The organism is Bacillus sp. FJAT-29790 (assembly GCF_019039215.1).
Lineage (GTDB): Bacteria > Bacillota > Bacilli > Bacillales > Cytobacillaceae > Cytobacillus.
Map to the genome: position 1 here is coordinate 1,355,099 of NZ_JAHNZZ010000001.1, position 25,569 is coordinate 1,380,667.

20 protein-coding genes are annotated in these 25,569 nt (G+C 38.6%); 2 read left to right on the top strand and 18 right to left on the bottom strand.

All coding sequences use genetic code 11. The features are described 5' to 3' along the window. Positions 1 to 205: 205 nt before the first annotated feature. From BGM26_RS06305 to BGM26_RS06355, 11 genes are all read right to left on the bottom strand, one after another. Complete coding sequence (locus BGM26_RS06305; RefSeq protein WP_217038849.1) at positions 206 to 1,447, bottom strand: Zn-dependent hydrolase; 1,242 nt, start codon at positions 1,445 to 1,447, stop codon at positions 206 to 208. A gap of 56 nt (positions 1,448 to 1,503) precedes the next feature. Beyond that, complete coding sequence (locus BGM26_RS06310; protein ID WP_217038850.1) at positions 1,504 to 3,165, bottom strand: amidohydrolase; 1,662 nt, start codon at positions 3,163 to 3,165, stop codon at positions 1,504 to 1,506. 311 nt (positions 3,166 to 3,476) lie between these two features. Further along, the gene (locus BGM26_RS06315) at positions 3,477 to 4,250 is read right to left on the bottom strand and encodes an ABC transporter ATP-binding protein (RefSeq protein ID WP_217038851.1); all 774 of its coding nucleotides are present in this window, start codon (positions 4,248 to 4,250) and stop codon (positions 3,477 to 3,479) included. Positions 4,251 to 4,262: 12 nt separating this feature from the next. After that, the gene (locus tag BGM26_RS06320; protein WP_217038853.1) at positions 4,263 to 5,078 is read right to left on the bottom strand and encodes an ABC transporter permease; all 816 of its coding nucleotides are present in this window, start codon (positions 5,076 to 5,078) and stop codon (positions 4,263 to 4,265) included. A 33-nt stretch (positions 5,079 to 5,111) separates the two neighbouring features. Further along, the gene (locus BGM26_RS06325) at positions 5,112 to 6,149 is read right to left on the bottom strand and encodes a taurine ABC transporter substrate-binding protein (RefSeq protein WP_217038855.1); all 1,038 of its coding nucleotides are present in this window, start codon (positions 6,147 to 6,149) and stop codon (positions 5,112 to 5,114) included. A gap of 831 nt (positions 6,150 to 6,980) precedes the next feature. Next, complete coding sequence (locus tag BGM26_RS06330; RefSeq protein ID WP_367949273.1) at positions 6,981 to 7,583, bottom strand: YitT family protein; 603 nt, start codon at positions 7,581 to 7,583, stop codon at positions 6,981 to 6,983. A gap of 164 nt (positions 7,584 to 7,747) precedes the next feature. Next, positions 7,748 to 9,166: an amino acid permease gene (locus tag BGM26_RS06335; protein WP_483297773.1), complete on the bottom strand. Its 1,419-nt coding sequence runs from the start codon at positions 9,164 to 9,166 to the stop codon at positions 7,748 to 7,750. Positions 9,167 to 9,465: 299 nt separating this feature from the next. Continuing rightward, positions 9,466 to 11,235: a sulfoacetaldehyde acetyltransferase gene (xsc, locus tag BGM26_RS06340; protein WP_217038857.1), complete on the bottom strand. Its 1,770-nt coding sequence runs from the start codon at positions 11,233 to 11,235 to the stop codon at positions 9,466 to 9,468. 309 nt (positions 11,236 to 11,544) lie between these two features. Then, positions 11,545 to 12,906, bottom strand: coding sequence for an aspartate aminotransferase family protein (locus tag BGM26_RS06345; RefSeq protein WP_217038859.1), 1,362 nt, complete (start codon positions 12,904 to 12,906; stop codon positions 11,545 to 11,547). Positions 12,907 to 12,923: 17 nt separating this feature from the next. Further along, positions 12,924 to 14,057 (bottom strand): alanine dehydrogenase, encoded by a 1,134-nt coding sequence (gene ald, locus BGM26_RS06350; protein WP_217038861.1) that lies wholly within the window; start codon positions 14,055 to 14,057, stop codon positions 12,924 to 12,926. A gap of 241 nt (positions 14,058 to 14,298) precedes the next feature. Next, complete coding sequence (locus BGM26_RS06355; RefSeq protein ID WP_217038862.1) at positions 14,299 to 15,021, bottom strand: GntR family transcriptional regulator; 723 nt, start codon at positions 15,019 to 15,021, stop codon at positions 14,299 to 14,301. A 225-nt stretch (positions 15,022 to 15,246) separates the two neighbouring features. Between BGM26_RS06355 and BGM26_RS06360 the strand changes: the two genes are divergently transcribed. Together BGM26_RS06360 and BGM26_RS06365 are read left to right on the top strand one after the other, a co-directional pair. Then, positions 15,247 to 16,989, top strand: coding sequence for an AAA family ATPase (locus BGM26_RS06360; RefSeq protein ID WP_217038863.1), 1,743 nt, complete (start codon positions 15,247 to 15,249; stop codon positions 16,987 to 16,989). A gap of 361 nt (positions 16,990 to 17,350) precedes the next feature. Then, complete coding sequence (locus tag BGM26_RS06365; protein ID WP_217038864.1) at positions 17,351 to 18,583, top strand: ATP-binding protein; 1,233 nt, start codon at positions 17,351 to 17,353, stop codon at positions 18,581 to 18,583. A 314-nt stretch (positions 18,584 to 18,897) separates the two neighbouring features. On the opposite strand, the gene menC is transcribed toward BGM26_RS06365, so the two are convergent. The 7 genes from menC to BGM26_RS06400 all read right to left on the bottom strand — a co-directional run bounded on the left by menC (position 18,898) and on the right by BGM26_RS06400 (position 25,454). Beyond that, positions 18,898 to 20,004: an o-succinylbenzoate synthase gene (gene menC / locus BGM26_RS06370; protein ID WP_217038865.1), complete on the bottom strand. Its 1,107-nt coding sequence runs from the start codon at positions 20,002 to 20,004 to the stop codon at positions 18,898 to 18,900. 136 nt (positions 20,005 to 20,140) lie between these two features. Beyond that, the gene (locus tag BGM26_RS06375; protein ID WP_217038866.1) at positions 20,141 to 20,293 is read right to left on the bottom strand and encodes a lmo0937 family membrane protein; all 153 of its coding nucleotides are present in this window, start codon (positions 20,291 to 20,293) and stop codon (positions 20,141 to 20,143) included. A 417-nt stretch (positions 20,294 to 20,710) separates the two neighbouring features. Then, a complete protein-coding gene (locus BGM26_RS06380) occupies positions 20,711 to 21,484 on the bottom strand; it encodes a divergent polysaccharide deacetylase family protein (protein WP_217038867.1) in 774 nt (257 codons plus the stop codon). Positions 21,485 to 21,684: 200 nt separating this feature from the next. Next, positions 21,685 to 22,758, bottom strand: a complete 1,074-nt coding sequence (locus BGM26_RS06385; RefSeq protein WP_217038869.1) for an ABC transporter substrate-binding protein — start codon at positions 22,756 to 22,758, stop codon at positions 21,685 to 21,687. Beyond that, a complete protein-coding gene (locus tag BGM26_RS06390) occupies positions 22,755 to 23,558 on the bottom strand; it encodes an ABC transporter permease (RefSeq protein ID WP_217038871.1) in 804 nt (267 codons plus the stop codon). The genes BGM26_RS06385 and BGM26_RS06390 overlap by 4 nt, the downstream gene beginning before the upstream one ends. Beyond that, complete coding sequence (locus BGM26_RS06395) at positions 23,555 to 24,358, bottom strand: ABC transporter permease (RefSeq protein ID WP_217038873.1); 804 nt, start codon at positions 24,356 to 24,358, stop codon at positions 23,555 to 23,557. Before BGM26_RS06395 ends, BGM26_RS06390 begins: the two co-directional genes overlap by 4 nt. After that, positions 24,348 to 25,454, bottom strand: a complete 1,107-nt coding sequence (locus BGM26_RS06400; protein WP_217038874.1) for an ABC transporter ATP-binding protein — start codon at positions 25,452 to 25,454, stop codon at positions 24,348 to 24,350. The genes BGM26_RS06395 and BGM26_RS06400 overlap by 11 nt, the downstream gene beginning before the upstream one ends. Positions 25,455 to 25,569 lie beyond the last annotated feature (115 nt).

The following is a 25,569-nucleotide window of genomic DNA, read 5'->3' on the forward strand; positions in this document are numbered from 1 at the left end:
TCTTAATGTCTTTCGTGGAATTCACCATTCCTCACTAGGTAAGTCTTCTTCTCGAATTTCACTTGCCTGCGTCAACAACCAAAATGAAATTCGAGCTTCAGCACCACCTTAAGGTTCAACACTCCCCACTAATTATAGTAGCATAGCCCCCCCACTTTTGATGTCTGCCATTTAACTTATCCTCTCGAATAACGTAAAGTTTCGTTCAAGGATTTACCGACAAATGACATAGTGCATCATACAAAACAGTCACTCCTTTTTCTATGTCCTTCCATGATGTATCTTCTTCTTTACAGTGACTTTTCCCGGCGATACTTGGTACAAAGATCATAGCTGTGTCTGTAATGTTGTTCATATACATCGCATCATGACCAGCGCCGCTTACTATGTGTTTGTATGGAATTTCATGTGTTTCACATATTTTCTCAAGGGTATGGACCAATGTTGAGGAGAACTTTACAGGATGTTTTAACCAAATATCTTCTATAATATAGGACAAATTTGCTTCGGCTACTCGTTTTTTGACGATGGTTTTAATTTCATCAATTATGCTTTCTAGTTTTTCTAGTTCAGCATGGCGGACATCTATTGAAAATATCGTTTGCCCTGGAACGGCGTTTATTATGCCAGGAATCGCTTGGATTCTACCGACAGTGAGTACCGTTCCATCATTTTTGCCTTTTGCATATTCGTGAATTTCTTTTACAATAGTAGCTGCTGTTACGAGTGAGTCTTCTCTCATATGCATAGGGGTTGTTCCTGAGTGGTTGGATTGACCGTTAATTATTACTTCCATCCAGGAAAAGCCTGATACACCATCTACGATTCCAACAGGTATGTTTTCGGCTTCTAAAATAGGACCTTGTTCAATGTGAAATTCAAGAAATGCTTTTATGTTTTTTGCTCTGTTGGATTCCAGTCCTAAAAAGCCTATTTCCTGTAGCTCATTTTTAAAAAGATAGCCATTTAAATCTTTCCGCTCATAAACAAATTCCTTTGAGAATTCATTTGCAATCACGCCGCTTCCTAGCATTTGAGGAGTAAAACGGGCGCCTTCTTCATTTGTGAAAGCCACGATTTCTAAAGGGTGCGTAGGTACTATATTTTGTTCAATAATCGATTCAATGACTTCCAGCGCAGCTAATAGACCTAACGTACCATCAAACTTCCCACCCTTAGGAACGGTATCGATATGAGAGCCAGTTAAAACAGCAGGCTTCTTTTTGTCGCTTCCTTCCAGCCTTCCATAAATATTGCCGATATCGTCATAACGGGTTTGTAGACCTATATCTTGCATCCATTGTATTAAAAGTTCTCTTGCTACCTTATCTTCTTTTGATAAGGCGAGCCTTGTTATTCCACCATTATCTGTTTGTCCAATAGAAGCCATTTGAACTATTCTAGACTTTAACCTCTCAATATTTATTCCTTTCTGCTGGGTTTTCATTCCATACCTCCATTTTAAGAATGCTTGTAGATTAAAGTAGAAGCACAAACTTATACTTACGACAGTACTTTCACTCTATTTTCCCAAACAACCTTCCCATCAATTATGGTTGCTAGAACCGGAATGTCCTTTATTTCTTCTGTTGGACAAGTTAATGGATTCTTGGCCAATACAGCAAAGTCTGCTCTTTTGCCTACTTCAATCGTTCCTTTTTCTTTTTCTTCAAAATTTAGTTCAGCCCCATAAATAGTCATTGATTTCAACGCTGTTAACACATCTATTTTCTGATCTTCTCCTAACACATTTCCGTTTCTTGTTACTCGATTTACGGCCGCCCAAACAGAGAATAGGGGTGAGATCGGTGTTATTGGACAATCGGAATGCAGTGTAAACAATAAATCTAGTTCAACCGCTTCGGCTAATGGGTTAATGCGTGAAGCGCGCTCTTGCCCTAAGAAAATGTCACGGTGCCGGTCCCCCCAAAAATAGACGTGATTAATAAAGAAAGAGGCGGCAATACCGAGCTGTTTCATTGTTTCCAAGTCATTAAAGCTTGCTGTCTGCACATGTTCGATACGGTGGCGATGATCTTCTCTTGGACTACCTTTTATCGCTTCCCCAAGGCCAGTAATATTAGACTCGATAGCCCGGTCCCCATTGCCGTGTATCGCGATGCGGAAACCTCTGTTATGCAAGTCCAATATTTCTTTATTGAACGCTTCTTGTTCGTTCAATAGTTCACCATATTCAGTGCTTTTGCTGTAATAAGGTTCTCTTAGCGCCGCTGTAAATCCTTGAATAGAGCCATCTTGGAACAGTTTGGCACTATCAAGTTGTATACGATTATTTGATTTTTTCTTCAATTCATCATTTAGCTGCTCTGCTGTGTAGTTAGCAAACGGGCCGTCTTCCCGTAACAGATGATTTAAAATCATCAATCTCATCTTCATCGGATTTCTACCAGAATTGGCCGCTGATAAATGGGCATCAAGTTCAGATGGTCCTTTATCGAGACCAACCCCAGCATCCGTACAAGTTGTTATGCCCTGAGCTAAATATACTTCTGCTCCCTTGGCGATATTCTCGATACTCTCTTCATTGCTAGGAACAGGTAAAATTGGAAAAATCATTTCCAATGCCGGTATTTCATGAACCACACCATCTAGCCTACCTTCTTCATCCCGCCCAAAAAAGCCGCCGGAAGGGTTTAACGTAGCTTCTGTAATTCCAGCTATCTCCAACGCTTTAGAGTTTACGGTAGCAAAATGTCCGGAGATATGTCTAATAAAGACAGGATTATTTGGCGCAACTTTATCTAAATCTGCTCTCATTGGATGCCTTTTTTCTTCTAGTAATGTATCGTCATACCCCCAGCCCATGATCCACTGTCCTGAAGCCGTCTTTTCCACTTTTTCACGGACTTTTTGTAAAATGTCATCAATATTTGTAGTAAGAGGTGAACGACAATCGAGAAAATTTAACATTTCCCCATACATTAATAAATGGCTATGTGTATCAATGAATCCAGGAAGAAGTGTCGCTCCGTTTAAATCAATTTCTTGTGTGTTTGAATCAATAATGTATCCTTCAGTGTCAGGCTCACATTCAAAAAATAGCTTCGCAATATTTCCGTTGGATACAATCAGTGATTTTGCAATGGTATTACTTTTATCCAAAGTTACAATATTTCCGTTTTTTATGATCAGATCAATATTCATTTTTATGGCTCCTTTATTTATATATTATTAATGCGTACAGGGACAGGATGTTCCCCGCAAATTTAGACATCCTTATAATAAAGAACCGTGTAGAAATGAAATTAACTACACGGCTAACTTAGAAAAATTGAATATTATTAACTCTGGCTAGATTATCCTCTATTGAATAGCATGTTTTTTCAACCTAATGATAGAGGATGGATTGGGTGTATCCCTGGATAAAAATACGTGCTTTGGAAGAAAATCCGCATGACTTTAACCAAGGATACGAGATGAGATGAGATGAAGATGTGCACTTGAAAACTTGCAGGCTAATGGGATGACTTTACTTCCTCCTGAATTTGCTTTAAAATAGCCGCTTTGTAATAAAGAAATTCTGGCGTTGTGATTACATCAATTGCTCGTGGTCGTGAAATGTCGATCGCATACTCTTGTTTTATAAGGCCAGGATTTCGTGACATCACGCCTATTCGGTCGCCGATAAAAATGGCTTCATCGATATCATGTGTGATAAAGAGGATCGTCGTATGGAATTGCTCCCACACATCCATAACTAATTCTTGCATCAGTGACCGAGTTTGAGCATCTAGTGCGGCAAAGGGTTCATCCATAAGTAGAACAGTTGGATCATTGACTAGTGCTCTTGCAATCGAAACGCGCTGCTGCATCCCTCCTGAAAGCTCGTGGGGAAAATGTTTTTCAAACCCTTTTAATCCAACAGCTTCGATAAATTTCGATGATTTTTCTTTCATTTCTTCAGATGAAGCTTTCTTCATCCGCAGTCCAAACACGACATTTTCATAGACAGTTAACCAAGGAAATAGATTGGGAGTTTGGAACACAACCGCTCTATCTGGGCCTATACTTTTTACTATTTCTTGATTTACTGATACTTTCCCTCTTGTCGGACTTTCAAAGCCGGCCAGCAATTTAAGAATTGTACTTTTTCCGCAACCACTCGGACCTAATAGACAATAAATTTCTCCTTTGTTTATTGTTAAATCGATATTATCCAGAACGTGAGTCTGTTTACGATCTGATGAAAAGATCATATCAATATTTTGCATGATTATTTGTGATGGCATAATTCTCCCCCCTTATTTCCCGCTCCAATGGCAGCTTTTCTTTTCAATGATAGAAATGATATTTTCGAGGATTAATCCGATTAATCCAATAAGGACTATGCCAACATAAACAACAGGCATTCTAAAGAAAGTAGCAGCATCCATAATCATATAGCCTAAGCCTTCTTGTGCAGCCATAAGTTCCGCAGCAACAACAATAGCCCAGCTGACAGCCAGTCCAGCTTTTAATCCTGTCATGATCGAAGGAAGTGTGGCTGGAAAGATAACTTTTCTAAACAATTGAATTCGATTCGCCCCAAGGTTCTTAGCCGCCTGGATGAGCCCATTTGGGATCGTCTTCACACCACTGTACGTATTTAAAACGATATACAAAAAGGCTGACATGAAAATAAGTGTTACCCTTGCAACCTCACCAATTCCGAACCACATAATAAACAGCGGTAAAAAGGCAATCGCCGGTATCGGACGAATAACTGCAAATAAAGGGCTTAATATCGCAGAAACATATTTATTCATCCCCATCCATAAACCAATTGGGATTGCTAGTCCTACAGCTATAAGGTAGCCTCCAATCGTTCTGAATAAACTTGATACAATATGCGCCGTTAAGCTCGACCCTACATATCCATCAGTAAATAACATTCCCATAGTGGTGATAATTTCCAATGGTGAAACGAGATATTTCTCTCCAACCGCACTAGAAACCAACCACCATAGTAGAAGCATAACTAGAGGTGCGCAAACGCTTACAATTCGTTCTGGTGACCACTTTTGCCTTTTCACCTTTATTGGGATTGCAGTATTAGACTGAACTGTCGTTCTGTTCATCTTTCTACTTCACTTCCTCTCTATGGATATTATTTAATTTTGTAGCTTTTCAACAAACGAGCCGTTTATATGCTGGTTTACATTAGGTAATTGACTGATTTTATCTCTCTCTTTTAAAAATTCCGCTAATTTATTCAGAACTTTTGCTAGGCCTTCATTCTGATTAATCGCTTGCGGATTCATCGAAAATTGATAATCAGTCTCCCACATTTTCTGAAGGGTTGGAAACGCAGAGTTGGTAATAACAGACTCCGCTTCTTGTTTCTCTAGTGCCAGTGCTTCTTGCAATATCTTGACTGATTTCTCTTTATCATTGTGAATAATCTCGTTTGCATCCGATAAACCTTTTAGAAAAGCTTGTACGGCCTCTGGATTTTTCTCAATCCAATCATTGTGTGCCATCCAGACCCCACAGGCTCCAATACCAATCTCTTTATCCCTGACGACCACTTTCCCACCTGCTGTAACCAGTTTGCTGGCCCAAGGATCCCATACCCAAACACCATCGACATCCCCTTTCATGAATGCCGGGATGATTGTAGTTATATCAAGATCGAGGATCGTTAACTCATCCGGTTTTAATCCGACTTGCTTTAGTCCATGCATCATGGCATATTCTGCTGAACTTCCTCTTAAAACAGAAATCCTTTTGCCTTTAATATCTTCAAGCTTGTTAATCCCACTGTTCGCATTAACGACTAATGCTTCTCCTCCCGAGGACTCAACTTCTACCCCAATAATGCTAACCGGAAGATTTTCCGCCATAGCAATAACCGCCGGCGGGTTCCCCATGTAAGCTACATCTATACTTCCGCTATTAAAAGCGGCGAACATCGGAGGACCTGCCGTGAATTTTGTATATTCAGGTTGAAGGCTATTTTTCTCAAACAATTTTTCTTTTTGAGCAACATAGAACGGTACTTCTACACTGGGTTGCCAGCCGATCTTTACCGTATGATTTTGATTATTTTCTTCTTTGGAGGATACTGTTTCATTTGATGTACACCCTACTAAAGAACCGAAACCCAATAACAAAATGATCCAAATAGAGATGAATCTATATTTCTTCATTTCAATCCCCCTGTGAAATTTAATGTTTTTCATAGACAAAAACGCGGATAAGTTAATGACTATGTATATTCTTTAAACAAGGAATAAGGGATGTGCCTTTGATAGTGTTCCTCTTTCATGTAAAAGACGGTACTTTTTTAAAAATGTAAGATGTAATATTTTGAAGCGTTGATGTGGGAACATAGCGGTGATCTTACTTTCAAAAGGAATTTATACGGTTTTTTGTAAAAACTGCATAGAAGGCATTCCCCCTTTACTTAATATTTAACAACGTTATCCTGACATCGTATCATACGGCCCAGCACTGAATTCAGCCTTAGTTGAATTAAACCACACGAATTTTTAATTTTCAATCTTTTCTAAAAATACAACATATTTATGTTTTCTATATATATTATTGTAAATTCGAATAACTATATTTCCTCAATAGTTTAAGAATGAAAGAATTCACTAAGAAAGTAGAATGAGGCACGAATAGGAATCTTGTAATTTATTCCCTTACGTTTTTGCTTTTTACACTCATCCCCTATAAGGCACTTGACAAAAAGAAAATTTGTTGAAGTAAGTCATTTTACGCACAACTAAGGGCTGATCATTTCCGTAGCGGATTCTATTAATGTTAGATGAAACCAAAAAAGAGCGGATCCATTTTTGGTTTCCCCCCCTTTTACGAAACAATTCATTGCCTCTATTTTCCATTATTATTCGTAGAACGGATATCTATTAAATCTAGATGAATTGGAAGTGCTTAGTTGTCTTTTTGAGTGGGTGAAAAATCCATTAATCCTGTAAGCACACCCATACAAATAGATATATAGTAACTGTTTATATTTACACAACCTTCTTGATATTTCCTTTAGCAACACTATGATTTCTATTCAACATTTTTTTCAATATGAAAGAATATAAAAATGTAAATGCTACTCCTTTAATTATTGAAGGCAAACCATAAACCGTTAAGCCAAATAATAACACTATATAATTAATACACCTTATCGCAACAGCTATATCAATTTTTTTATTTCTATGATTTAGAATAAGGGCTATAACATCAAATCCTACTGTAGATGCATTAGATGATATACATAAGTAATAGCCTAGAGCTATAAATGCTGATGCGATTATTATCCCGAGAACGATGTTTAAATCAATGCTAATATTCAATGAGTAAAAAATATGAAAGAAGAACATAAAACAAAAACTGCTTAAAATCGATTTGAGAAAAAATTCCCTTCCAAGAAAAATTAAACATGATAATAATAAAAGTAATGTTAAGACATTAACGAGAATGGATATTCCAATACCAGTTAAAGCGTTCAATATTAATGCTGAACTAGTAACTCCGCCATTAATTATTTCATTTGGAATAACTAAATATGTATAAGAAAAAGTCATTAAAATATTTCCTAGGATAATTTTAGTTACATCTCTCACTGATTATGTTTCCTTTCTACAAGTATAGAAAGTCAAAAAGCTTATCAAGAACAAGTATTTAGCCCTCAACATATTGGTAATAGCAGTTGATGGAAAGGAAACTATTAAACGTTTCCTTTCCATCAACTGACCGGGCATTATTAATGAAGCGAAAATATTGAAGATTAAAACTTCTGTTTCTCCGGATTTAAAATACTAGAATTAATAGCTAATTCTTGCTCGTTATCACTCTCTTTTCGTCGCCGATTGACAAAGTAAGAAGAAATAACGATTATGCTAAACAGCGATGTAAAAATAAATTGTGGACGCTGTGATTCAATAAATGCCATTAAAATTAGCACGGAAATCATGGCAACAATTGTAGCATAGGTTAAATACGGGAAAAACCACATTTTAATTTTAAAAACGCCAGGATTATCTTTTTCGATTCTTTTTCTTAGGCGCAGATGTGAAATCGCAATTGCTAAGTAAACAAGAATGCCAACCCCACCAGAAGAGTTTACTAAAAAGAAAAATATTTTATCCGGAGATACATAACTAAAAATGGTGCTTATAAAAGCAAATAATGTACTTCCTACAACAGCATAAACAGGAACCCCATTCTTGCTTAGTTTCGAAAATATCCTTGGGGCATCACCCTTTTGAGCAAGGGAAAAGAGCATTCGAGAACTAGTATAGAGACCAGAATTTAGGCAGGACAGCAATGCTGTAAGAACCACTATATTCATTAAAAGAGCTGCGGAAGGAATTCCAAGCATCTCAAGAACTGAAACAAATGGACTTTTTAGTAATGATGCCGAATTCCATGGTAAAAGAGTCACTAGTATAGCAATTGAACCAATATAAAAAATCAGGATGCGCCACACTACACTGTTTAATGCCCTTCTTACAGAATTCACCGGATCAGAGGTTTCACCAGCAGCAATGGCCGGAATTTCAACACCTACGAAAGCATGAAAAACAATCGCAATCCCAACAACGACCGATCCTATCCCGTTAGGTATGAAACCGCCGAAGTTTGTAAGATTAGCAGTGCCAGGTGACTTGATACTTGGTACTAGTCCAAAAATAACCGCTAATCCCAGACCTAAAAACAGAATAATACTCACTATTTTAATAATAGAAAACCAATATTCAAATTCACCAAATGATTTAACGGAAAAAATATTTGTAAGCTTTAACAAAACAATTAAAGCAAGACTTATTACCCAGACTGGGATTGATGGGAGCCATTCATGGATGATTGCTGCCCCTGCTACTGCCTCAAGTGCTATGATAATAACCCAGAAAAACCAATATAACCAACCTGTTGTATAGCCTGCCCACTCACCTATTCCTTCTCTTGCATACACAGCAAAGGATCCTGTATTCGGATTGACTGTTGCCATTTCTCCAAGCATTCGCATAACCAGAACAACAATTAATCCTGCAAATACGTAAGACAAGATTGCTCCAGGACCTGTTTTGCCAATTATAATCCCGCTTCCCACGAACAATCCTGCACCAATGACTCCGCTTAAAGAAATCATTGTCAAATGTCTTTGTTTAAGACCAGCTTTGAGTTTTTCTGGTTGATGCTCCAAATTCTCCACCAACTTTCAATATTTTTTTAGCACTATAGTTTCAAATTGGGTTAAGGGAAATTCTAGTTATAGTATTGAAACCATAATCCAATGGCTCAAATGTATTAGACCAATGCGTCATGATATAAAAAGCCTAGTTTTTGTTTAGAAGAGGATATGATATTCGTTCCTTACCTGCTTGGCGGATATATGTAAGGAAAATCGCTTGGATTGATATTATTCAATAGAAAGTAGCAAATATCCTTTTTAGAAAGAAAAGAGGGGCGATCTTTTATAGATTGCCCCTCTTTTCAAGTGTTTTACCAGTTTCTGTGATCTAAGTGGGAATATTTAGGCAATAGGCGCGTCGGCATTTTCAGGGCGTCTTTTCTAAATGGCGGTGCTAATTGCGTTCCATCCACTTGAATGTCGATGACTGTAGGTTTATTCGATTCAATCGCTCTTTGGATTGCAGGTCCGACATCTTCCGGCTTATCGACATTAATGCCGACAGCTCCCATTGATCTGGCTACTTCTGCAAAGTCAGGATTTTGAATGTCTGCACCTACAAAGCGATTATTATAAAAATCAACTTGATTTTTCTTTTCAGCACACCATGCATTATTATTAAATACACAAGCAACGACCGGAATATTTTCCTCAACAGCCGTACTTACTTCATGCAAGCTCATCCCCCATGCACCATCACCTACAATGGCAACTACTGGACTATCTGGATTAGCTAGCTTAGCTCCTAATGCAGAAGGGTAAGCAAAACCTGTGTTACCAAAAGTTAAGGCGGCGATATGCTGGCGCCCATGATTGAATTTCAAGTAAGCATTTGCTGTTGATGAAACGTTACCAATATCAGTTGTTACGATGGCGTTTTCTGGTAAAACCTTTGTAAGCTCTAGAAGTGCGCGGCGCGGGTTAATTGGACTGCCCTCTACCATCGCAAGATCTACTAGCTCTTTTTCCCATTTTACTTTTTCTTCAGAAACTTGGCGCAGTCTTTCTTGATTAGATTTACAATTTGGAACCTTTTCTTTTAAGCGTTTTGCAATTTCAACGCTTGCCGCTTTTGCATCCCCAATAATTCCAACCTCCACTGGATGAGTACGAGCAATATTACGCGGATTAATGTCAATTTGAATAATTTTTGCATTTTTCGGAAAATAATCGATATCATAGCAAGGCAATGTTCCAAATACAGATAATCTAGTTCCTATTGCCAACACAACATCTGCATCCTTCAGTGTATTCATTGCCGCTTTTGATCCCATATAGCCAATTGGACCAACTGATAATGGGTGATTCGCTGGGAATGCATCATTATGCATATAAGAAACAGCAACAGGAGTTGTAAGGTAATCCGCAATTTCCTTCACTGCTTCAATGCCGTCAGAGTCAACAACTCCACGACCTGAAATAATGACAGGGTTTTTCGCTGTAGCTAACAAGTCAACAGCTTGATCAATTAACTCTAAAGATCCACAGCCTCGATTATCTGCACGGTATTGATGTGGCTGAAGGATAACATCTTCTACTTCTCCATAGAAATAGTCTCTCGGAATATCGAATAGTACTGGTCCGCGCTCAGCATACGCAATCCGGAATGCTGTTCTTAAACAATCAGCAACACGGCCAGGGTGAGTTACTCTAACAGTTTCTTTCGTAATCGCTTTAAATACGGATACTTGGTCACACTCTTGGAATCCATCCCAACCAACTGTCGGTGTTCCCGCAGATGGTGAAATAATAACCATTGGTGTATGCGCTTGATTTGCAGCAGCTACGGACGTTACCATGTTTGTAATTCCAGGTCCGTTTTGGCCAATGACTACTCCTGCTACGCCACTTACTCTCGTGTAAGCATCCTCCATATGACCTGCACTTTGTTCATGACGGACTCCAATAAATCGGATTCCTGCAGTTGGTAGAAGATCTAGTAAATCCATAAAAGCAGATCCTAAAATACCGGAAATATGCTTAACTCCTTCCGCAACTAGCGTCTCTACAATCGCTTCACTTGGTGTCATTTTGATTTTCTTTGTTTTAATAACCTCTAATTCTTTTTCAACTTTTGCCATTGATAAGCACACCCTTCAATATTTATATTTTGGACAGCATTCTTTTTGATAGGCTGTTTTCGCATATATTGTTGTTTTTATCCTTCAAAATTCGCCCGTTGATTTCCGCTGCGGGCACTTGCTTTCCGCGGGGAGGGACGGGAGCCTCCTCGGCGTTACCGCCTGTGGGGTCTCCCGTTCCCTCTATCTCCCGCTGGAGTCAAGTGCCCTCCGCTCCAATCAACTCAGATTATTTAATAAAAATCGAATTATAAAAGTAACAAACTTTACGAAAACAGCCTTTTGATAAGATCAATATATAATAAATTTTTAAATTTCATCCAATACTTTAAATACAGTTTCTACCACGAAATTCAAGTCATCTTCTGTTGAAATAAGCGGTGGTGCGATAATCAGTACATTGTTAAATCCAGGAACTGTATCCCCATTTCTGCCGATAATGAGTCCCTTTTCTTTGCATCGGCCGATGATTTTCCCCATTGTTTCTTCAGAAGCTGGTGTTTTGGACTGCTTATCCTCAACCATTTCGATCCCATATAAGAAACCAGCGTGACGGACTTCGCCAACATTTTTATGGGAAATCAATTCTTTTAATCTGCCCAAGACAGACTCTCCGAGAGATGCCACTCGACCTACAATGTTTTCTTTCTCAATAATTTCAATATTTTTTAAGGCAACGGCACAGCTAGCTGGATGTCCACCATATGTAGAAACATGGCGGAAGTGATTGGCAGGTCCTTGCTCTTTAAATTTCTCATAGATTTCGGAACTTACAGCCGTTGCACCTAGAGGTAAATATCCGCTCGTTAAGCCCTTTGCCATCGTAATAATATCTGGCTTGACCCCTTCAGAATGCTGAAAACCGAACATTTTCCCAGTCCGACCGAAGCCTGATACGACTTCATCAATAATTAAGAGGACATCGTGTTTTTTACAAATTTCCGAAACTCGCTGCAAATAGCTTGGTGATGGAATTATGACGCCGCCGCCAGAAATAAATGGCTCCATAATAACAGCTGCCACTGTTTCAGCACCTTCCCAAGAAATGACCTGATCGATAAAATCAGCTGCTGCCAAGTCACTCTCAGGTCCTTCGCCGCCAAATGGGCTGCGATAACTGTAAGGTGGTGGAACATGTAGGAAGCCTGGTGCACTTGGACCGTATTTATATCGCCTGTTCGCTTGGGCAGTTGCACTCATTGCACCCAGAGTCGAGCCATGGTAGGCACGGTAACGCGAAATAAATTTGTGCTTTTCTGGATTTCCATTTTGATAATGGTATTGTCTAGCAATTTTGAATGCGGTTTCATTTGCCTCTGAGCCGCTGTTTGAGAAAAAAGTTTTGTATGAATCACCGAGAAGTTCACTAATTTTTGCTGATAACTGAATGGCTGGCGGATGACTTAACGTAAGAGGAAAATAACTAAGCTTCATCATTTGTTCGGCTGCTGCTTCGACAATTTCTTTGCGTCCATGTCCTAAATTCAAGCACCATAAACCTGAAACTCCATCTAAATAGCGGTTTCCATTGATATCATTAAACCAAGCACCTTCACCTGATTCAGCAATCATCGGGCCGCCGCCTTCGACATGGCGGCTCATCGCATGCCATAGATGGTCTTGATCTTGTTTGGCTAATTGCTCATTTTCTTGAATTTCCAGTTTCGTCATTTCGCATTCCCCTTTCATTAAATTGTTGTTGCTATTTTTTCACAAATCGAATGAATCGGTGTATATGGATAACTGTGCGTTTCTGCGATAGCTTGATGAGTTACTCTTCCATTAACCGTATTAAAGCCCTTTGCTAATGGAGGATGTAATTCGATTGATTTCTGGATTCCTTTATTTGCGATGATCAAGCCATATGGTAAAGTTGTATTCGCAAGAGCGTATGTGGCTGTTTTTGAAACAGCGCCCGGTATATTTGGAACGGCATAATGGATGACACCATGTTTTTTATAGGTAGGATTATCATGGGATGTAATGTGGTCGCTCGTTGCAATCGATCCACCTTGATCAATCGCAACATCGATGATGACTGAGTTTTCTTCCATTTGTTTAACCATTTCTTCAGTAACAAGTTGAGGTGCTCTTGCACCAGGAATTAATACGGCACCAATTACTAGATCAGCATCTTTCACTTCTCTTGCAATATTGAAATGATTGGACATGACTGTTTTTAATCTTCCAGCAAATTGATCATCCAGTTGACGAAGCCTTTCTGGGCTAATATCTATAATCGTCACGTCTGCTCCAAGCCCAATGGCCATTTTAGCCGCATTCGTGCCAACAATTCCGCCGCCGATGATCACAACCTTCCCTGGCTTTACACCGGGAACACCTCCCAAGAGGACTCCTTTTCCGCCATTTATTTTTTCCAAGTATTGTGCGCCAAGTTGGACAGACATTCTGCCTGCCACTTCACTCATAGGTGTTAGCAGTGGAAGTGACCCATTCTCAAGCTGAATGGTTTCATAGGCAACAGCTGTGACTTGATTCTCGACTAAAGCCTTTGTCAGCTCCGGCTCGGCAGCTAAGTGTAAGTACGTAAACAAAATAAGATCTTTTCTAAAATATCGATATTCTTCAGGCTGAGGCTCTTTTACTTTAATCACCATATCAGCTTCCCATGCATCCTTAGCATGTGGAACGATAGTGCCTCCCGCTTGTTTATATTCTTCATCTGTAATACCGCTGCCAATGCCAGCACCTTGTTGGATTAATACGGAATGCCCGGATTGAACGAATGCTTTAACACTTGCTGGAATTAACGAAATACGGTTTTCGTTGTTTTTGATTTCTTTTGGTACTCCGATAATCATTCGAACCCTTCCTTTCTTCGTGAAGTATACGTTTATTTCAAAACTAGAGGTGCTGATCCCCCTTTCGGTCAAATTAGATCCTGACGTCATGTCATCCGTACCAGTTGATGAATGAAGCCTCAATTAGATTAAACCATAATGGTTTATAATTTTCAATGTTTTCTAAAAATATTATTTATTGTGATTTTTCATATAACTTATTAATATTTCTAATAACTCTCTCTACACCCTTTTGAATGGATCAAGTATACCTTTTTGAAAGCTTAATTCGAAAGGAGTATAAATCAGAGCGGAAAGAGGCAATATAGTATTCAATTAGATGATCGTCAATGTCCATTAATAACCTTTCTGTCGTTAATACATTTAATGATTCTTCCACTCCTAATAACTTTGCATCTTCTTTTGATAAGTAACTGCTCGTAATTATTTGCTCTGCCTCTGCAAGCTTAATGTGCAACTTTTGTTCAAGGATGTCATACAGAGTTCCTTTTTCAATATCGTACTGCGCTAGCTTTTCTCCGATTTCAACAGGGTAATATTGAACCTCAATGGCAAGGGGCTGATCATTTGCAAAGCGGATTCTTTTAATATAGTAGGCTTCCTCAAACCCTGTCGCATCGATTATTTCCTTTGGAGGTCTTACTTTTCCGTGTTCAATTAATTTTGCATCTGGTTTCATTCCCATTTTTCTGATAGTATCTGTCGTACTACTCAAATTCCCGAGCCATTCTTCAATAGGCTTCATAGAAATAAACGTCCCTTTTCCGTGTACCTTTTCTAATACTCCTTCACGGACTAAATGCGAGACTGCTTCTCTTACCGTGCTTCTGCTCACCTTATAACTATCCATTAATTCTCTTTCACTAGGAATCTTCTCATGAAATGAACCTTCATTAATTAAGTTTTTAATTCGGTCTTTTAACTGAATATGAAGCGGGATTGGGCTTTTCGTGTCTAATTCCATCCTAATACCTCCAATTTTATTATTCTATTTCTTTTTACCTACTAACTACCAAAATATGTTCTAATTCATATGTTATGACCAAGGTCGATAAAAGTAAACAATAATTATAAAAATCACGTAATTTCACCCCCCACTGCCATTTTCTTCAACATTTTACATGAATACTTACCTATTCAGTGTCTTTTAATCCTCTTATAATAGAAAGGTACAACGAGGAGGGAAACAATGAAATTAAATATAAAGAAATCTTCGATGATTGTACCTATTATTCTAGTGTTATTAATAAATTTAGCGGGCATTTTTTGGGCTGTCCAAGATGGAAATAAAGAAATGACCATCCCTTTTTCTTCCGTGGAGAAAGTAATCGCTTCCGAAAATGGAGAAATGGTCACGCTAAAAGAGTATATAGACGGGAAGCTTTTGATCAAAACGCATGAGGGTGAATTCATTTCACACGTCCCTCCTAATAGTCAAATGATCGCAAAATTAGTAGAAAACTATAATATACAATATACATTTTCTTCAAGCAGTCCATATACGCCATGGATTCTTGGTGGGATCGTTGTCTTATTAGCTGGAATTGCCTTTTATTTTTATAAATCAGGAAAAGGCGGGCTTGGAGCAACAACCACAATGAAGCAAAGCGTTTCAAAGGCAAGACCCCTTCCTTCTATTTCTCTTGCAGATGTAGGAGGTATCCAGGGAGAAATGAAAGAGGAAATCTTGCAGACTCTTTCGATTATCAAAGAACCTGAACGTTCGATAAAATTAGGTGTGAAACCGCCTAAAGGGATTTTATTATATGGACCGCCCGGAACAGGGAAAACATTGCTTGCCCAGGCGATCGCAAAAGAACTAGGTTCCACATTCTTTTCAACGAGCGGTTCCGCGTTTAATGAATTATTTGTCGGTGTAGGTGCATCTCGCGTTCGGAATCTTTTTCAAAATGCAAGAAAACAGTTGCCTGCTGTCATTTTCATCGATGAAGTAGATGCTCTTGCTGGGAAAAGGAAACAACATGGCGGCGAAGAAAGTGAGAAAACCTTAACCGAGCTTCTCGTCCAGCTTGATGGCGGCCATTCAAATGATGGCATCCTTTTTATTGCTGCGACAAATAGAAAGGACATGTTAGATGAAGCATTCCTTCGTCCGGGTCGGATTGATTTTTCATTTCATGTTCCACTGCCAGATACACAAGGCAGGAAAGAGATTATTCAAATCCATTCAAAAAACAGACGTTTAGCGGAAAATGTTATGACTTCATTCGAAGAACTTGCTGAAAGTACCTCTGGTTTTTCAGGTGCCGAACTTCATTCTCTTTTTGAAACGGCAAGCCGCAGAGCAGTTCAGAATGGACAGGAAGTGATTGCTAAAGAAGACATGGATTTCGCACTTGATCGTACGATTCTTGGAAGTACAACTCGGTCTCTTCAAGATCCTGAAACGAAAAGACGTGTAGCTATTCATGAGTCGGGACATGCGCTTGTTGCGGCAGTCACAAAACCGGGATCTGTTCGAAAAGCGACAATTATTCCCCGTGGGGAGGCGCTTGGTTATGTCGCTCCGATTCCGAAAGAACTTCATTTATCGACAACAAGTGATCTTCTCGATCAAGTGGCAATGATTCTTGCGGGTGGTGTCGCTGAACGGCTTATTCTTGGTGAACATAGCATCGGGGTGAGCGGTGATGTCAAGCAAGCCAAGCATATCATTGAACAAATGGTTGACACCGGCTTGCTGGAAGACGGATTTACGTTAACTTTTAATAAAGGACAAAAAGAAACAAAAATGCAGGGACTTTTCCAAAAAGCATTAGAGAAAACAGAAATGCTAATTACAGCCAATCGGGTTCAATTTGATTTGTTAGTAGCAGCCCTTCTTAAGAAAGAAACATTGGAGGGTGCGGAAGTGCAGGAAATCGTGAATTCACCCCGCCTTGCGGAAGAAAAAGATGTTGTAATGCCTTAATGAAACCGGCTCTTTTAAATGAGCCGGTTTTTCCTTTTTCCACGATAACCCTCGGGGTGGGCTATTTACTCCACTAATATTATTATTCTGATTGAAGAAAAAATCAGAAAGTGATTCTAAAGAAATTTAATTTTCAATTATAAATAAGCTTTAAAAAATCATTCAGGTAATAAGGAATATTTAATTTTTATGCTATAAACCTAAAAGTTCTATTCAGATTCAAAGAATATTGTCTTTTTTTGCGAATTATTCACATTTTTTGTCGAGAAATACATCGAATTAATTTATCCATATTTAATAGGATTCGTATACTATTTGGTATAATTATATGAATCATAAGTAACATGGAGGAATGATGCGTTTGAAGGTATTTGTCGGTGAATTATTTTTTCATTTTTTTATTATGATGATTATTCCGCTTGTAAATAACATCCTTTATAAACATAAAAAGGGATTGCAAACTAATATTGCTTTTTTACTAACCATTTTGGTTGCTCTTTTTTTAACAATGTCCTTCCCCGTGAGAATTGTAGATGGAATGGAATTTGATTTAAAATTTATTCCAGTATTTATTGCTTTCTTCTATATCGGACCTCTCGCTGGAGGTGTGACAATTGGTGTGCTTCTCGGAATAAGTACCTTCTTGGAAATTGGAAATCCACTCGTAATATTCGTCAATTATTTAATTATGACCGCGCTATTTTGGTCTGTAAGTAAATTCTACCAAAGAGGAAAAATTCTCCACAAGCTAAGTGTTGCCATTCTTTCATACCTTTTGATTACTGGAACGCGTTCAATTGCATTCATCCAAACTGGACATGCTAATGATATTATCCATCTCTTATGGTTCTCGCTCGTATCCATTGTAACCCTTTCGACGATTGTTTATTTAATCGAGACGAATAAAGTGCAGCTCCTCATGATGGAACAATTACAAAATGCGGATAAAATGAATGCGATCAGTCAGCTTGCTGCATCTGTTGCCCACGAAATTAGGAATCCAATGACATCGATTCGAGGTTTTATGCAAATGATGAAAGATGAGGTGAACTTAACTGCCAACCAAAAAATGTTTATTTTAGTATCTCTTGAGGAATTAGACAGGACCCATCATATTATTAATGACTTTCTAACCCTTGCGCGGCCATCTAGGCATGAAACAGAAGCTTTTAGCTTGTCGAGGGTTGTTTCGGATGTATCTGATTTTATGAAACCATATGCGGTTATGTCGAATGTTAATCTAACAGATGATATTGAGAATGATTTGTTTATTAAGGGAAATTTGAATGAGTCCAAGCAGCTATTTATGAATATCGTCAAGAATGGAATCGAAGCTATGCCTTCAGGCGGAAACTTACGAATTCTTGCTTACCAAAATAGCGGTTTTGCCATTATTGAGATCAATGATGAAGGCATCGGCCTTTCCCAAGCCCAATTAAAACAGCTTGGCCAACCCTACTATTCTACAAAAACAAAGGGTACGGGCATCGGATTAATGATTTGCTTCGATATTATTAAGCGCCTGAAAGGCGATTATCACATTGACAGCAATGAAGGGATCGGAACATCATTTAAAATGAAGTTTCCAATGTAGGTAGTTAATCATACCTTAATCATTACCATCATCACTGAACAAACAAGGGTCACTTTATGCGGGTTATTCTTTAACATCTTTCCAAATCGACAGGATGCTACTTTTATTCTGCCTTTTCACCAAAAACAGCAAATACATAGCAAGAATTGTCTAAACCTGCGCTTTCCCGAGAAATATTAATAGAATATTCCGTCACTTCATCACTAGCTGATATTTACCACAAATAACACTCCCAAAATGACATCCGATCAATGCTATTTTGGGAGTCGCTAAAAAGGCAGTTTTTAGATGACTGTTTTTACGAGAACGGTCATCTAAGAATAAGTTTTTTCATAGACCGTAAATTGCTTAATCGTCTCGCGATTCGGCTTATACCCCATTCCCGGTTTATTAGGAACAGTGATGTATCCATCTTCGACACTTACTTCCGGATCGACAATATCCTTTTCCCAATAGCGTGAAGAACCTGCTGTATCCCCTGGCATAACAAAATTAGATAAAGTAGTTAGGGCAATGTTATGAGCTCTTCCAATTCCAGATTCGAGCATCCCCCCACACCATACTGGAATATTGTGTTCTTCGCAAAGATTATGAATTTTTATTGATTCTGTTAACCCGCCCACACGGCCTATTTTAATATTAATAATCTTGCAGCTTCCTAATTCAATTGCCTTACGCGTATCTTCATAGGAATGAATACTCTCATCCAAGCATATAGGGGTGGTAATTTCCTTTTGCAGCTTGGCATGGTCAATAATGTCATCCGACGCCAAAGGCTGTTCAATCATCATTAAATTAAATTCATCCAACGCCTTTAATAGCTTGATATCATTTAGTGTATATGCTGAATTGGCGTCTGCCATCAGTGGCACGTTCGGGAAACACTTCCGAATCTCCCTCATCACCTCAAGATCCCAGCCTGGTTTTATTTTCACTTTCATACGTTTATAGCCTTCATTTACATAGCCATGAATTAATTTTAATAGATCATCAACCGTATTTTGTATGCCAATACTAATGCCAACTTCAATTTTGTTTTTTTTACCTCCTAGTGCAGTTGCAAGCGAGATCCCCTTTTCCTGGGCAAATAAATCCCAAACAGCACCTTCAATCGCAGACTTTGCCATATTATTTCTCCGTATGTAAGAGAGAAGTTCAGAAACTTCGTCCGGATGTTCGATGTGTTTATTTAATATAGCTGGAATTAGAAAATCCTCAAGCATATGCCAATTTGTTTTCATTGTTTCTTCCGTGTACCAAGGAGTATAGAAAGCGACAGATTCTCCCCACCCGCTATTTCCGTTTTCATCTTCCGCCTCAAGTAAAATAAATTCTTTATCTTGAAAACTGCCAAAGTTTGTTGCAAATGGCGATTTCATTCGCATTTTTAAATGACGCAGTATAATTTTTGTTAATTTCAATAATTTCGCCCCCTTTTTTACTCAATATTGGAAGTAGGTTCTGCATCAAAATACCATAATCTCTACAAGGGTACAATGTTATTCTTATCTTAAGAATAAGAAAGACTGACCCGTCCTGAGTCAGTCTCCCCTTTTTTTAGGATCTTCCCGATGCTCTTCCTCTAACCAATTGGACAACAATCAATACCGCTGCCACGATTAGAAGGAAATGAATAATTCCTCCCGCAATATTAAAAATCATTCCTAGTATCCATAAAACAAGTAAAATCCCTGCAATGGTCCAAAGCATGATTACCTCTCCTTAAGATGAGAACTTTTGAAGTATACCTTGATCATGCAGTGCGAACTGCTGCTATCAAAGATATGAGAATATTTTCCCCTTTTATAGGTTGCTTATTCATCTGGATATGCAAATGTACAATACATGAATTTGTTTGCATCCTTTTTAAACGAAAACATATACTATATTCACGGCCGTCCACCTCTTCTTCTTCGCTTCGTTGCGGGACTAACCAGATCGGAATGTGGGCGGTCGTATGATTATTCTAATTTAATTTTCGCTTTTCCCCGCTCATTTTTCTCCAAATTAAATATTTCCTTGCATTCAACTCAGTCTATCTCAAATTTTCGTCGCCTCTTACAACTTTTGCCTTCGTGTTTTCATGCGTAATATGATCTCCTTCAATTTGTTCTGCTTCTAGTTGGTTCAGGGTCCCTTATCGATCAACTCATAACCTGGAATTAACTCTGACAACGCAACAATGTTCGCTTTGTTTTGGTAAACAGGAATATACTCTTCTAATACTTTTACCATCTTTGGTCCTGCAATCCCCACATGCCCGATGGCAATTAACCGATCATTTTCGGATAGTTTACCTGCCAACCGACTGGCTTGTTTCTTTATGTGCTGCGTTGTATAAATATCGTCAAAAAATAAATTGTTTTCTAAAAAAGGGACACCCATTTCCGTTGCCAACTTACTGACAACACTTTTACCTGTTGTTTTGCTATCGAGATAGAAAAGCCCGTTCCCCTTACATACTTCGAGGACAATTTTCATCACCCTTTCGTCCTCTGTTGCTTTAGAACCCATATGATGGTTTATACCTACAGCATGGGGAACATCTTTTATCGCAGCCACGACGCGCTTTCGAATTTCTTCATCACTTAAATCAGTCGTAATCGCTCCTGGCCCAAGCCAGCTCTTCTTTCCCTTTTTTGGCTCCATCGGCAAATGAACGATCACTTCATGCCCATTATGATACGCCAGCTCAGCATCTTCTTTCGTTGATGGTAAAAAAGGCATGATCGCCACATTCAAGGTAACTGGGAGATTTAACATTTCCACCGTTCCTTTCATATTATTACCGAGGTCATCAATTACAAGGGCCAGATCTTTTTTCTGAGTTGGGAGGGACTGAGCTAAAGCAGGCTGAATGATTGAAAAAAGAAGAAATAAACTGCAAATCCAATTTTTCATTTAACCACTCCTTTTTTTTAGATTCCCCATTTTTATTGACATTAAGTGATTAAAAATGGGGAATTTTTTGGGATGGGTTCAATTAAATGATTTATAGGAGCAATTATTCCAATAATGGGCGCAATTGTAAACTTTAAGTAGAATTCCGAATTTTATACAAAGAAAGACTGACCAGCCCTCTCGCCAGTCAGTCTCGTTCATCATTTTTTATGCATTTTAAACTCTAGGAAGAGATCGTTATAGTATGCGATCATTCTTTTTCCAAGGTTTTCATATACTTCAAGTCTTGCTGTCATTTCTTCATCTGGATAAAAACGTTCGTCGCTGATTGTTTCTTCATCCATGTAAGATAACGCTGCTTTATTCGGTGTTGAATAACCTACATAATCCGCATTTTGTGCAGCTACTTCCGGATCAAGGATAAAATTCATAAACATATGTGCAGCATCGGGATTTTTTGCCGTTTTCGGGATGACCATGTTATCGAACCAAAGATTCGAACCTTCTTCAGGCACAACATATTCGACTTTATCATTTTCCCACATGATCTCTTGGGCTGTTCCGGACCACATGACCCCAATGGCGGCCTCCTCGTTCTCCATTAACATCCGAATTTCATCCCCAACAATGGCTTTTATATTTGGTGTTAATCGATCAAGCTTTTCCTTCGCTTCGATGAGATGGGCTTCATCTTTATCGTTCAAGGAATAGTGTAAGCTATTTAAAGACATTCCCATGACTTCTCGGGCGCCATCAACGAGCAAAATATCGTTTTTAAAATCAGGATCCCAGAGGTCATTCCAAGTTTTGATTTCCTTATCCCCTACCATTTCAGTATTGTACAAAATCCCGACGGTTCCCCAAAAATAGGGGATAGAATATTCATTCCCTGGATCAAATGACAGATCCAAAAAGCGTGGATCGATATTCTTTAGATTCGGTATTTTTGAATGATCAACAGGAAGCAGCAGATCCTCTTCTTTCATTTTTTCAATCGCATATTCAGAAGGAACCGCAATATCATAGGCTGTTCCTCCCTGTTCAATTTTTGTCAGCATCGCTTCATTGGAATCAAATGTTTCATAAATGACTTTGATGCCTGTTTCTTTTTCAAATTTTTTGATGAGATCGCTATCGATATAGTCGCCCCAGTTAAAAATCGTCAGCGTATTTCCACTTGTGTACCCATGAGCCGAATTTAGTTTAGAGACAATATACATTAAAGCAAATGTCACGATTAAGACAGCAACTAACGCCCGGATGAGTTGTTTCATTGTCTTACCCCCATTCCGTTCGCCCGGTTATTTCGTTTAGTAATAAAATAATAACCGATTACTAAAAGCATAGTGAAAATGAACAACAATGTAGAAAGAGCGTTAATATTTAGTGAAACACCTCTCCGAGCAAGTGAGTAAATTTCAACAGATAAAGTTGAAAAGCCATTTCCAGTAACAAAAAATGTAACCGCAAAATCATCTAATGAATAAGTTAAGGCCATGAAAAACCCTGCAAAAATACCAGGAGTGATATAAGGAAGAATGACCTTTGTTAATACATCCAAACGACTTGCCCCTAAATCAAGGGCCGCATAAATCATCGTCGTGCTCATTTCTTCGATTTTTGGCAGCACCATAATTACAACAATTGGCACACTAAAAGCAATATGGGCAAGCAGAACAGAGATGAAACCTAGCTTAATACCGATCATTGTGAACAGAATTAAAAACGATGCCCCAATAATAACATCAGGACTTACAATGAGTACATTGTTAAGAGATAGAAGCGTATTTTTCACTCTTCTTCTTCTCGCATAGGCAATAGCAAGTGCTCCTGCAACACCAATAATCGTTGAAATCGCAGCGGATAACAGTGCGATGATAACAGTATTTAAAACAATGATCAATAGCCGCGTATCATGGAATAATTCCTTGTACCATTTAAAGGTAAAGTCTTCAAAGTGATACATCGTTCCCCCACTATTAAATGAATAAAACATTAAATAAAAAATCGGGGCATACAGGATGAAAAACATTACAGCTAAGTAAATAGCTGATAGTTTAGATATCTTTTTCATAGGATTCCCCGCTTTCTTTTGCCAGTAAGAACCATAATCAATACCATGGCAATAATTAAAAAGACTGCGATCGTTGAACCCATCCCCCAATCTTGTGTGACAAGGAAATGCTGTTCAATCGCCGTACCGAGTGTGATGACTCGATTTCCAGCGATTAGTCTTGTTAACATGAACAAAGATAGCGCCGGAATAAAAACAATTTGACACCCAGATTTTACCCCATCAAGCGTTAACGGGAAAATGACGCGTTTAAATGTCGTCCACGAGGATGCACCAAGGTCATTCGCTGCATCAATCAGCGAAGGATTTATTTCATTTAACGCATTAAAAATCGGCAAAATCATGAACGGCAGAAAAATATAAACAGAAACGAAAATAAAGCTGAAATCAGTAAATAAGATTTGCTTACTGCCAAATCCGATTAATTCGAGAAAGCTGTTTGCCGCTCCATATGTACCAAATATGCCGATGAAAGCATATGCTTTCAGCAATAAATTGATCCAGGAAGGCAAAATGATTAATAACAGCCAAAGTTGTTTATGCTTTGTTTTTGTCAACAAATAGGCAGTTGGATAAGCGATAAACAATGAGAAAAATGTAATTAAGAAGGCATACCAAAACGAGCTTACCGTCATTTTTAGATAAACAGGCGTAAAAAATTTCTGATAATTGGCGATGGTCAATTGGCCTTCAATATCGAAAAACGAATAATACACGACTAGAAGAATCGGCGTGACAACGAAAAGGGCAATCCAAATGACATACGGAATGAGATAGAGGTTGCGGGAATTACTTTTCATAGCTTCCCTCTTCATACGCTTCCAGACGTTTATCGAATTCCTCTTCTGTTTCTCCGTGCCTCATCACATGGATGGCTTCAGGATCAAAGGTAAGTCCAATTTCCTCTCCGACGATTGCTTTTTTCGTTGAATGGACAAGCCATTCGTTGCCATCTTGGTCATTACAGCTTATCTCATAGTGAACTCCGCGGAATAGTTGGGAATCAACTTGAACCCTCAACTTCCCTTTTTCCGGCTTCGTAATTTCCAAGTCTTCCGGACGAATGACAATTTCAACTGCTTCATTTGCGTCAAATCCCCCGTCCACACATTCAAATGTTTTCCCTGCAAATTGAACGCTGAAATCCTGAATCATTGTACCGGGAACAATATTCGATTCCCCGATGAAATCAGCAACAAAGCGATTAATTGGTTCATCGTAAATATCGGTTGGTGTTCCACTCTGTTCGATATTGCCATTATTCAATACAAAGATCTCATCAGACATCGCCAATGCTTCTTCCTGATCATGGGTAACAAAAATAAACGTAATCCCGAGTCTACGCTGCAGTTCACGCAGTTCATACTGCATTTCCGTTCGCAGCTTCAAGTCAAGTGCAGATAATGGTTCATCGAGAAGAATAACCTCTGGTTCGTTTACGATTGCACGGGCAATCGCAACCCTCTGGCGCTGTCCGCCGGACATTTCATTAATTTCCCGGTTTTCATACCCTCCTAAATTGACAAAGCGAAGCGCCTCCCTCACTTTACGATCAATTTCAGAATTTTTTAGTTTTTTGATCCGCAAGCCAAAAGCGACATTTTCAAATACATTTAAATGTGGAAATAGTGCATAGTCCTGAAAAACAGTATTCACTTGGCGTTTATTCGCGGGTATTTGATTAACAATTTTTCCATTCATATATATTTTCCCATGAGATGGTTCAATAAAACCAGCAATTAAACGAAGAACAGTAGTTTTCCCGCAACCAGACGGACCGAGTAAAGTATAGAATTTCCCACGCTCAATTTCGAAGCTGACTTCATTCAATACGGCAGGGTCATTATCATATTGCTTGGTCACCTGCTCAAAACGAATAATTATATTTTCCGTCATTTAATCTCCCTCTAGCATCATTTAATTTGGCTCTTTTCGCATATATTGTTTTGAGCCTTGAAAGTTTGCCCGTTGATTTCCGCTGCGGGCACTTGCTTTCCGCGGGGAGTGACGG